This window comes from Pseudomonas defluvii (assembly GCF_001695625.1).
Lineage (GTDB): Bacteria > Pseudomonadota > Gammaproteobacteria > Pseudomonadales > Pseudomonadaceae > Aquipseudomonas > Aquipseudomonas defluvii.
The window spans coordinates 1-9,283 of sequence record NZ_MBPN01000145.1 but is presented as its reverse complement, the minus strand read 5'-3'; the positions used below and the strand labels follow the sequence as shown (position 1 = coordinate 9,283).

Here is a 9,283-nt window from a genome sequence, read left to right as displayed (position 1 = left end):
GATGGATCCAACCCCTCCGCTGCTATAGTGCAGTCGGCTTCTGACGTTCAGTGCAGCCGTCTTCTGAAAACGACAAAACCACCCCTGATCGGCTTGCTCAAGCGTAAGAAATGACGTAAAACAATCAACGTACACATAAGGTACGTTTTATGATCATTGGCTACGCACGAGTCAGCACTCAAGACCAGAATCCGCAGCTCCAGCTGGATGCGCTCGGAGTGGCCGGCTGTGAGCAGGTGTTCCATGAGAAGGCCACCGGCAAGCTGCGCGAGCGTGTCGAGCTGACCGCCTGTCTGCGATCCATGCGCAAGGGCGACACCCTGGTGGTCTGGAAGCTCGACCGGCTAGCCCGGTCGCTCAAGGATTTGGTCGAGATCATCCATGACCTCGACAAGCGCGAGATCGGCTTCCGCTCTCTCACCGAGTCGATAGACACGACGAGCGCAGGCGGTCGGCTGGTGTTCCACCTGTTCGGTGCTCTGGCCGAGTTCGAGCATGCGCTGATTCAGGAGCGCACCAAGGCCGGACTGGCAGCGGCTCGCGCCAGGGGACGCAAGGGAGGCAGAAAGCCGTCCCTCTCCCCGACCGATGTCCGCAAGGCCGCCGCCATGCTGGCAGACCCGTTGATTACCAAGACCGAGGTTGCCAGCCACTTTGGCGTCTCTCGCGTCACCCTCAATGCCGCCCTGGCCCGTGATGGCTACAGCGGACTTCCTGGCACCGACAGCGGCGCAGCAGGGAAAACCACGAAACGCAGAAGCAAGGAAAAGGATCAAGCTGATGACCAGTGAAGAGTTCAAGAAGACGCTGTGGGATACAGCCAACAAGCTGCGCGGCTCGGTGTCGGCGGCTGAATACAAGTACCCCGTGCTGGGCTTGGTATTCCTCAAGTATGTGTCCGACCTGTACGACGCTCAGGCTGGGGTGATCCGGGAGCGCCTGGCCGACCCGTCATCGGAGCTGTACATCGAGGACGAGGAACTGCGCGCCGAGAGCGCTGCCGTCTTCATCGAGGACAAGACCTTCTTCACTCAGGACAACGTGTTCTGGGTGCCGGCGGAGGCCAAGTTCAGCAAGCTGCTGGAGAAAGCGGCGGCAGCCGATTTCGCGCAGCAACTCGACAAGGCCATGGCGCTGATCGAGGCGGAGAACCCCAGCCTTAAAGGCGTGCTGTACCGCGAGTTCTCACGGCTGGAGCTGGAGCCTGGCAAGCTCGGCGAGCTGTTCCAGCTGATCGCCAAGCTGAAGTTCGACCCCAAGCAGCACGGCAGCCGGGATGTGTTCGGCGAGGTCTACGAATACTTCCTTGGCCAGTTCGCCTTGAACGAGGGTGCCCGTGCCGGCGAGTTCTACACGCCCAAGAGCCTGGTCACCCTGCTGGTGGAAATCCTCGCGCCGTTCAAGGGCACCATCTACGACCCGGCCTGCGGCTCAGGTGGGATGTTCGTGCAGTCGGCCAAGTTCAAGGATGCCCACGCCAAGCAGCTTGGCTCTTCGGGTGATCTGCCGATCTATGGTCAGGAGAAGATGGCCGAAACCCGCCGCCTGTGCCTGATGAACCTGGCTGTGCATGGCCTGGAAGGCAACATTGGCCAGACTTACGGCTCGACCTTCACCAACGACCAGCACAAGACGCTGCGTGCCGACTACATCCTGGCCAACCCGCCGTTCAACATCTCCGACTGGGAAGGCGAGAAGCTGCAAGACGACCCGCGCTGGGTGCATGGCATTCCGCCCAAGGGCAATGCCAACTACGCCTGGTTGCAGCACATGCTGGCCCGTCTCTCCAGTCGCGGTCGTGCGGGCGTCGTGCTGGCGAATGGCTCGATGTCTTCGCAGCAGTCCGGCGAGGGCGAGATTCGCCAGAACATGGTCATCAAGGATGTAGTGGAGTGCATGGTCGCCCTGCCAGGGCAGCTGTTCTCCAACACCCAGATTCCCGCGTGCCTATGGTTCCTCTCCAGGGACAAGCGTGTCGGCCCGAACGGCAAGGCGGATCGCAGCAACCAGATTCTCTTCATCGACGCCCGCAAGTCAGCCTCCAGCCGTATTTCGCGCACCCAGGTCGAGTTCACTGACGCTGACATGGCGCGCATCGCGCAGACCTACCACCGCTGGCGGAATACCGTGTTCAGCGATGGTGAGTCCTACGAGGATGTGCCGGGCTTCTGCTACTCGGCCAGCTATGAGGATGTGCAGAAGCATGGCTTCGTGCTGACGCCTGGTCGTTATGTTGGTGCCGAGGAAGTGGAAGATGATGACGAGCCTTTCGGCGAGAAGATGGATCGTCTGACAGATCAGCTCGTATCGTTGATCACTGAGCGCAATTCGATTGAGCAAAACATTCTCCAGAAGTTGAAGGGGATGGGCTATGAGTTTTGAGCTTGTCCATTTAGAAGAGCTTGCAGCCCCTGTCAAAAATGCAATAGTTGGCGGCCCGTTTGGCTCAAATCTTGTCTCCAAAGATTATGCTGAAAGTGGCGTTCCGGTAATTCGCGGGCAAAATATGGGGCGGCGGTGGATTGCGGGGCCGTTTGCTTTTGTTTCTCCGGATAAGGCAGAGTCCCTCAGTGCCAATAAGGCTCGGCCTGGTGATCTGGTCTTTACTCAGCGAGGCACACTGGGTCAAGTGGCTATTGTTCCGAGCGGAGCTTTCCCAGAATATATCGTATCGCAGAGCCAAATGAAGATTACGCTCAACCCTGCGAGGGCTGATGTAAAATTCATTTACTATGTGTTTTGCTCCCAAGAACAGCTTGACCACATAAAGAATACTGCAATCCAGACCGGGGTTCCGCATACCAACCTGGGGCTTCTGAGAAAGACGCCACTCAGGCTTCCTCCACTTGCTGTTCAAAGAGAAATAGCCGAAGTTTTAGGCTCTCTGGACGACTGCATAGCTATCCTGCACGAAACCAACGCCACCCTAGAGGCCATGGCCCAAGCCATCTTCAAGTCGTGGTTCGTCGATTTTGACCCAGTGCGTGCAAAGGCTGAAGGTCGCCAGCCCGAGCGTATGGACGGAGCTACGGCAGCGCTTTTCCCAGATAGCTTCGAGGACTCTGAACTTGGAGAAGTGCCAGCGGGATGGAGTGTTTTTCCTATTGGGGAATTGGTCAAGTGTGTTGGAGGAGCAACTCCTAGCACAAAGAATAGTGAGTTCTGGGAGCCTGCAGAGTTTGCCTGGACCACCCCTAAGGACTTATCAGGTTTGCAGTCACCTATTCTTCACAAGACGGAGAAGATGGTTTCCTCGAAAGGTGTTCTAAAAATCAGCTCTGGACTTCTTCCGGCCGGGACGCTGCTTATGTCATCTAGGGCGCCGATTGGATATCTTGCTATTTCATCTATTGCTGTTGCAGTAAATCAGGGGTACATAGCAATTCCACCCGGCGGCAAGCTATCGCCACTCTACCTGCTGCACTGGTGCAGACAAAACATGGAATTAATCAAAAGCCATGCAAACGGGTCAACATTTATGGAGATAAGCAAGAAGGCATTCCGTCCGCTTCCTGCCTTGCTGCCTTCCGTAGAAGTTCTGGCAGAGTTTACCAAGAGAGTAAGTCCGATTTTTGAAAGCATTGCGGCAAATGATCGTCAGATTAATTTGCTGGCAGAGATCCGCGACACCCTGCTGCCCAAGCTGATTTCCGGCGAGATTCGTCTTCCCGAAGCCGAATCCATTGTCAGGAGTGCTGTGAATGCATGACTACCCTCTCCATGCTGTGGAAACGGACGTGCTGCTCCACGAGGGCGATCTGCTCGTGGAGCTGGCTCGCCGGCCAGGCGTCGAGATCCTACCGCTGCTCAAGGGCCGGCTTGCCGGCCTGCTCAAGCCGGAGATCACCTCGATCAGCATTGCCGACGATGGCCTGGTCCGGGTGCTGAGCACTGAACGGGATCTCCGCGAATGTGGCGGTGAGCCACCCTTCGCAAGCATGCAGCCTGTACAGCGCACGACGCTGAATCTCTTCGAGGCGGTAACGATGCCGCGCAGCGTGAGAGCGAACATTGACCTAGCCCCAGGCCTCAGCCCCGCGATGCTTGAATGGGCCGTGCAGGCCTGCCTGGAGCCTTCCGTGGCCATGTCGTTGCGACTGGTCGATGAATCGGCCTTACCGCTGCTGGAGGCCGGCAGTGCAGCGGATGAGCTGGAGGCTGAGCTGGATGAGCACAAGACTGCCGTCAAGCTGCTGCTCGACATGGGTAATACCTTTGCCGGGCTGCTGCTGCCCACGCTGGATCGCAAGGTCATCAAGGCCTCGATTCAGAAGTTGAGTGGAATGCCGCCCTTTGGCTTCGTAGACGGCTGCGATTCCTATTGGGCGGAAATCTGTGCTCTCGACACGGGTTTCATGTTCGCAGAGCAGGTCGCTGCCGATGTGCAGGCCAAGGCCGAAGAAGCGCTGGCGGAGCTAAGCGCAGAAGAGCGCCTGGCACTCCTGCTGAGCAAGCAGGACTGCGATGGCTGGCTGCATGACCGCATCGGGGACCAAAACACGCCGGAGTACATCCAGCTTCTTGAGCCGTACCTGGATGCCGAGCTGCTGCTGAGCGATCTGGTCGAAGGCATTCTTCATGAGGCCGCCAGCCAGGGCGCTCTGCGAGCCTCTGGGCAAGGCGAATTGTTTTCCTAGGGTGATCCTGCAACCATCAGCACTTTGCCATTCGGCGCCCGCTGTAGAGCCTCTGGCCGCAGGGGGCGCTATCTGCCGAAGGACGATGTGCGGGAATGAACGAAAACCATCTGGAGCAAGCGTGCCTGGGGTGGCTGGAGAGCCTGGAGTTCACCAGCCTGAAAGGCGAAGTCGTCTCCCCAGGCGGCACGGAAGGCGGGCGCGAGAAGTATTCCGAGGTGGTGCTGCAAAACCGCCTGCGCGATGCCATCGAAAGACTGAACCCTGGGATCAGCAGTGCGGAAGCAGATGCTGCGGTATCCAGGTTGGCCCTCTACAGCGCGCAGTCGATGGTGGACGGCAACCGAGAGGTCTACAGCTGGTTACGCGATGGCGTACCTGTCGAGCGCATCGAGAGTGATGGGACGCGAACCTTCCCACGGGTTCAGGTGATCGACTTTGCCGGCCCGAACGACCTGCTGGCTGTTCAGCAGTTCACTGTGCATGGTCAGCAGGTCAGGCGGCCGGATGTCGTTCTGTTCGTGAATGGCCTGCCGCTGGTGGTGATCGAGCTGAAGAATCCGGCCGACCCGAACGCCGATATCCTGTCGGCCTTCAATCAGATTCAGACCTACAAGACCGACATCCCGCAGCTGTTCTATTTCAACCTGCTCAACATCATTTCCGATGGCGTCGTGGCCCGTTACGGCTCGCTGACGGCCGACTTCAACCGCTTCTCGCGCTGGCGACTGCTCGATGATGAAGTCGCGCCCAAGTCGCTGCTGGAGCTGGAAGTGATGGTGCGCGGTCTGCTCAACGCCGAGACGCTGATGACGTTCTTCCGGGGCTTCGTCGCCTACGGCGGCACCGATGGTGGCACGTCCTTCAAGATCATTGCCCAGTGGCACCAGTACAGCGGTGTGCTCAAGGCAGTGGAGCGTGCCGTGGGTGCGCTACTGGAGCGTCACGATGGCAAGGGCGGCGTGATCTGGTTTACCCAGGGCTCCGGCAAGTCGCTGCTGGCCCTGTTCTATGTGATGGCGCTACGCGACAGACCGGAGTTCAAGAACCCTACGGTCGTGCTGGTGACCGACCGTAACGACCTGGATGGGCAACTCTTCGAGACCTTCGCTGATTGTGGGTGGTCGCTGCGAGCCACACCCCAGCAGGCCGACAGCCGGGACGATCTCCGCGACCTGCTTTCGTCTGTCGAGGCCGGTGGCATCTTCTTCACCACGATCAACAAGTTTGCCCCGGAGCGCGGGCAGACCAGCGCTCCCAAGCTGTGCGAACGCTCCAACGTGATCGTGATCGCCGACGAGGCGCACCGCACCCAATACGGCTTCAAGGCCTCGCTGGACACCAAGAGCGGCACCACCAAGTACGGCCTGGCCAAGTACATGCGCGACGCGCTGCCCAATGCCATTTACCTAGGCATGACCGGCACCCCCGTCAGCGACGATGACCGCGACACCGAAGAAGTATTCGGTAGCTGCGTTGATATCTACGACATGATCGCTGCCCAGGAAGATGAAGCCGTCGTTCCGGTCAGTTACGAGTCCCGGATCATCGAGCTTCGCTTCAACGAGGCCGAAAAGCAGGATCTCATGGAGGAGTTCCTGGAGGCGACCGAGGCCGAGGACGAGGGCGAGCAGAACAAGACGGCCAGCCGCCTGACGCGACTGGAAGCACTGGCCATGGCCGATGGCCGGCTCACAACCCTGGCTGAGGATTTCGTCGAGCACTGGGAGGCTCGCAAGGAAGCCATTGCCGGCAAGGCCATGATGGTGGCCATCTCGCGTGAAGCGGCCGTTCGCCTGTTCGAGGAAATCGTCAAGCTGCGCCCCGAGTGGGAGGGCAATGACCTCAACTCCGGGCGGATCAAGATCATCATGACTGGCTCCTCTGCTGATCCCGAGGAGTACCAGAAGCACCGGACGAACAAAGCTCAGCGAAAGCAGCTGGAAAAGCGCTTCAAGGACGAGAACGACCCCTTGGAAATCGTCATTGTCCGCGACATGTGGCTGACCGGCTTCGACGCTCCGCCCGTCCACACGCTGTACGTTGACAAGCCGATGCAGGGGCATGGACTGATGCAGGCCATCGCCCGTACCAACCGTATCTGGAAGGACAAGCCGGGCGGCCTGGTGGTGGACTACATCGGCATCGGGCATGAGCTGCGCGAAGCCATCAGGCGTTACACCAAGGCTACCGGCGATGACCGCGAGCCTGTCGATATCAGCGGCCAGGCCCTCAAGATCCTGCTCGACACCCTGGACGTGATCCGCCGCGAGTTCTTCGCCAAGTTCGACTACAGCGGCTTTGAAGACCCACTGAAGGCCCTGGCGCTGCTTGGCGGTGCAATGGAGCATCTGCTTCAGCTCAACCCGGAAGCCGACGAGAAGGGCCGCAACAAGGGCGTGCGGGCCTACCTGGATCAGGTCGTCAAGCTGACCAAGGCGCAGGCCCTCGCTGGCACGTCAGCGCAGGCGATGGCGGCACGCGAAGAGATCGCCTTCTTCCAGGCCGTGCGTGTTTGCCTGATGAAGCTGACCCGCTCCGGCGAAATGCGCTCGCAGCTGGAAAAGGAGGCCGCGCTGCGTCAGCTGGTGGCCAAGGGCGTGCTGGTCGATGGGGTCAAGGACATCTTCGCCACGCTGGGCATGAGCAAGCCTGACATCTCGCTGTTGGATGAGGATTTCCTGGCGCAGATTCGGAAAATGCCCACCAAGAACCTGGCCGCTGAGCTGCTGAGCCGCTTGGTGGCCGATCAGGTCAAGGCGCGGGGGCAGAAGAACGCTACCCAGGCGAAGCTGTTCACCAAGCGCCTGGAAGAGGCGATCAACCGCTACCAGACCCGTGGCCTGACGACTGCCGAAGTCATCGAGGAGCTGATCAAGCTCGCCCAGGAGATCAACTCGGCCAAGCCCCCGGAGGGCCTGAGCGAGGAGGAGTTCGCGTTCTACCAGGCGCTTTCTGAGAACGAGTCGGCGGTTCGCGAGCTGGGGCATCCGGTGCTGAAAGCTCTAGCTCTGGAGCTAACCGACAAGCTGCGGAAATCAGCCACGATCAACTGGCAGAACCGCCAGTCAGCGCGGGCCAGGATGCTGGCAATGGTCAAGGTGCTGCTGGCCAAGCATCGCTACCCGCCGGACAAGGCGCTTGAGGCGACCGAAAAAGTGATTGCGCAGGCTGAGCTGTTGGCCGATGCCTGGGCATTCGAGCATCCCTGACTGCCATGCCAATCCTTTGCTATGAAATCACGGGTTCGGCATCCCCGAACCCGCGCAGTACAACTGGGGCCGAGGACGGCCAGCTCTCCGCAGTTCTCAAGGTTGACCACGAAGCTGCCACCGCGCAGGTCTACTCCGAGCTTGTGGCGAACCGCCTGGCGATGTTTCTCGGCATTCCTGTGGTGGTTGGCGTGCCTGCGCGTGCTGCCACGGATGAGCGCCTGCGCTTTGCTGCCTTGCGCGCAGCGGAGGCCAGCCTGAACGTGTACGACTTCACCGATGACGATCACGCTGACCCTGATGCGGACGAGTATGCCGAGGTGGTTTTACCAGAGGGCATGCACACCCAGTCGGGGCATGCCTACGCCATCAAGAGCCTATGCGAGAAGTACCCGTTGGAGACTGCACAGATTGCCGTGTTCGACCTCTGGATCGGCAATGAAGATCGAGCGCTCAACTTCAAGGCCGAGCTGTCCAATCAGGACCGTGGAGTCATTTTCGCACTTGATCAGGGATCGTCTCTGCTGGCGTGTCGCCGAGGAATTGATGAGTCTCTCGCCTGCCTGGAGCGCGACGATCAGCCGACTTTCCATCCCTTCCAGAAGCTGGTCAACGCCCGTTACTGCGGTGCGATGGTCGAGCGGATCATGTCCATGCCGGACTGGGCGATCCTCTCTGCGACGACCTATGACGACACGGTGGGCAACGTCATGCTGCATGAGCAGTTCGCCACCTATGAGGTGCTACTGCGGCGGAAAAAGCTGCTGGGCGATCTCGTCGATCGGGTGCTGCTCTGACCAAAGGCGGGCCAGGGTCCGCTTGTAGACTGCGGGGAGGCGTTTGACCTGCAGCTCCACCTGGCGAGCCTCTCGCTGGCTGGGAAAGGGCTTGGCGGCAATGAGGCCTTGCGGTGAGTCGAGCTTGGTGAACAGTGCGCCCTGGCCCTTCTGGTGGGCCAGGATGCGCTGATCCAGGCGGGGGGTGACCCCTGTATAGATTCGCTTGCTACGACATTCCAGCATGTAGACGAACCATGTTGCGTCAGTCATCGGCTGTGCCCAGGATGTGCTTGTTACGCTTCTTGATGAACTCAGGATCAAGGCGGCAATGAATGTCGGCAGACAGCAGCTTTTCCAGTTGCACGAGGTGCGGCATCGAAACGCCCATGGCGTGGTGTAATGTTACGCGATCAAGGTTTCCACGCATCATGGCGGAGAAGATGGCCGAGTTTCGCAGGATGCGTGTTTTTCCTTGGAACGCCTTGTCAATGAAATATGGTTGTGCCGGGATGTGTTTGGCAAACAGCTTTATCAGTGACCGCTCTTTGGGTGGAGTCTCTGCCCAATCTGGCTTTATTGGCTCTTCGCATTTAAGGGTGTAGAAAAAATCTGACCGGCTGGAAAAGGAGTCGAGGATCTTAGAAAATGTAAGCTC

8 protein-coding genes are annotated in these 9,283 nt (G+C 59.3%); 6 read left to right on the top strand and 2 right to left on the bottom strand.

All coding sequences use genetic code 11. The features are described 5' to 3' along the window. Positions 1-149: 149 nt before the first annotated feature. The 6 genes from EKA13_RS24390 to EKA13_RS24365 all read left to right on the top strand — a co-directional run bounded on the left by EKA13_RS24390 (position 150) and on the right by EKA13_RS24365 (position 8,646). Positions 150-791, top strand: a complete 642-nt coding sequence (locus EKA13_RS24390; RefSeq protein ID WP_021264145.1) for a recombinase family protein — start codon at positions 150-152, stop codon at positions 789-791. Beyond that, entirely contained in the window at positions 781-2,382 is a 1,602-nt protein-coding gene (locus EKA13_RS24385) for a type I restriction-modification system subunit M (protein WP_021264144.1), read from the top strand. The genes EKA13_RS24390 and EKA13_RS24385 overlap by 11 nt, the downstream gene beginning before the upstream one ends. Next, entirely contained in the window at positions 2,372-3,709 is a 1,338-nt protein-coding gene (locus tag EKA13_RS24380; RefSeq protein ID WP_065761706.1) for a restriction endonuclease subunit S, read from the top strand. Before EKA13_RS24385 ends, EKA13_RS24380 begins: the two co-directional genes overlap by 11 nt. Beyond that, positions 3,702-4,637: a hypothetical protein gene (locus EKA13_RS24375; protein WP_021264142.1), complete on the top strand. Its 936-nt coding sequence runs from the start codon at positions 3,702-3,704 to the stop codon at positions 4,635-4,637. Before EKA13_RS24380 ends, EKA13_RS24375 begins: the two co-directional genes overlap by 8 nt. A gap of 95 nt (positions 4,638-4,732) precedes the next feature. Next, the gene (locus tag EKA13_RS24370; RefSeq protein ID WP_021264141.1) at positions 4,733-7,849 is read left to right on the top strand and encodes a type I restriction endonuclease subunit R; all 3,117 of its coding nucleotides are present in this window, start codon (positions 4,733-4,735) and stop codon (positions 7,847-7,849) included. Positions 7,850-7,854: 5 nt separating this feature from the next. Then, positions 7,855-8,646 carry a hypothetical protein gene (locus EKA13_RS24365; protein ID WP_021264140.1) on the top strand — a complete coding sequence of 264 codons (792 nt, stop codon included), beginning with the start codon at positions 7,855-7,857 and terminating at the stop codon, positions 8,644-8,646. Here EKA13_RS24365 and EKA13_RS24360 read toward each other — a convergent pair. Both EKA13_RS24360 and EKA13_RS27935 read right to left on the bottom strand, forming a co-directional pair. After that, positions 8,593-8,898, bottom strand: a complete 306-nt coding sequence (locus EKA13_RS24360) for a GIY-YIG nuclease family protein (RefSeq protein WP_031300532.1) — start codon at positions 8,896-8,898, stop codon at positions 8,593-8,595. The genes EKA13_RS24365 and EKA13_RS24360 overlap by 54 nt on opposite strands. Next, the coding region (locus EKA13_RS27935; protein WP_245704403.1) for a hypothetical protein at positions 8,891-9,283 on the bottom strand (393 nt) is incomplete at its 5' end. The genes EKA13_RS27935 and EKA13_RS24360, both read right to left, overlap by 8 nt.